The organism is Providencia sp. PROV033 (genome assembly GCF_028484855.1).
Classification (GTDB): domain Bacteria; phylum Pseudomonadota; class Gammaproteobacteria; order Enterobacterales; family Enterobacteriaceae; genus Providencia; species Providencia alcalifaciens.
Genome location: NZ_JAMPSW010000208.1, coordinates 1 through 1,199, shown reverse-complemented (window position 1 = coordinate 1,199; position 1,199 = coordinate 1). Strand labels below are relative to the sequence as shown.

The 1,199-nt window shown below is 34.9% G+C and carries 1 protein-coding gene; it reads right to left on the bottom strand.

Going from position 1 to position 1,199, the window contains the following annotated elements; genetic code table 11:
* Positions 1–631: 631 nt before the first annotated feature.
* Positions 632–994 carry a helix-turn-helix domain-containing protein gene (locus PSF16_RS17375; RefSeq protein ID WP_272689805.1) on the bottom strand — a complete coding sequence of 121 codons (363 nt, stop codon included), beginning with the start codon at positions 992–994 and terminating at the stop codon, positions 632–634.
* Between the last annotated feature and the right edge of the window lie 205 nt (positions 995–1,199).

Here is a 1,199-nt window from a genome sequence, read left to right as displayed (position 1 = left end):
ATCTCTCCGCACTTATGTTGTACGGAAGGAGTTGAATTTTCTTGCGCATAATTCTATACTCCCCATCAGGACATCAACATTAGCCCTAACGGAATTGTTGTGAGTGCCCCCGATAATCTTCTCTTTCCGGCAAGTTAGACAAAGATTACGGGGGTTTTCCATTTCTGGGTTCAAAACAACTTCATTTCTAATCCCAGTTCCCTTTGTCACCTTTCGGCGTGACAACCATTAATTCGTATCAATTGCGGCTAATTTAGCACTCTATGCACATTCAAGCAATGATTTCAAAAATAGGATTTGCTTTGAATCTCAAATTTCACTGACGCACTCAGCTACACTAAGCTTGTCGAATCGCCATAAAACTAACGAACAAGCCATTAATTTTAATGCAATGTTGTAAAAATCAGACGTTTTCTTAACCATTTTTTATGATAATAAAAATAAATCAATGCCCGTTCCGTGGCTTAGTCGGCTAACAAGAAAGATAAAAAAACTGATAGGGCAATCTCAAAAACTAAATGCCTAAAGTAGTAACTTTTATCTAATCCCTCTAATGTTTTTGAAAAAAATAACCATATTTTCTTTCAGACCAGAATCGGTGTTCACGCTGAGCCAGAAAATGCATCCTCAACTACGGTTTTAAGTATTCACTCATTTGTTCATGTAATTTTTTTATCTGTTCAAGCTTTTTTGTTGTTTTCTTTAATGCAATTACCGAATTGTAATGAGGATTTGTATTTAAATTCATCCTATTTTTATAAAGCTCAAGAATGGTCAATGCAAAATCATCATCTTCTGCATAAAAATATTCTGCTGGATAATCTAAAACTTTTGCTATTTTTTTTATTACGTCAAAAGACGGTTCATTCCTGCCAACTTCATAGCTTGAGAGCCGAGAACTGTTATTAATTCCTTCCATTTCAATAAGTTCCAACAGTTTCCCTTGAGATAACCCCGCGGCTTTACGCGCTTCTTTCAGCCTTTTAGGTACCATATGTCCCTCCTGTTTTGGAGTTATCTTACAAGGTACTCCCTTAATAAATATCCACGTAAAGTATATATGTTGAAATTCTATATATTGATGCTATTATAAATTCAATTGCATTGACTTATTGCTACAATAACTGTATAAATTAACAGTGATTATAACAACAGTATCTACCTGTGTTATTCCGGCAAAGAATACAGAGTTCAGATGG

Bases quoted from the DNA above. Each gene is read 5' to 3' on its own strand.
- PSF16_RS17375 (WP_272689805.1), bottom strand. From the start codon at position 994: ATGGTACCTAAAAGGCTGAAAGAAGCGCGTAAAGCCGCGGGGTTATCT.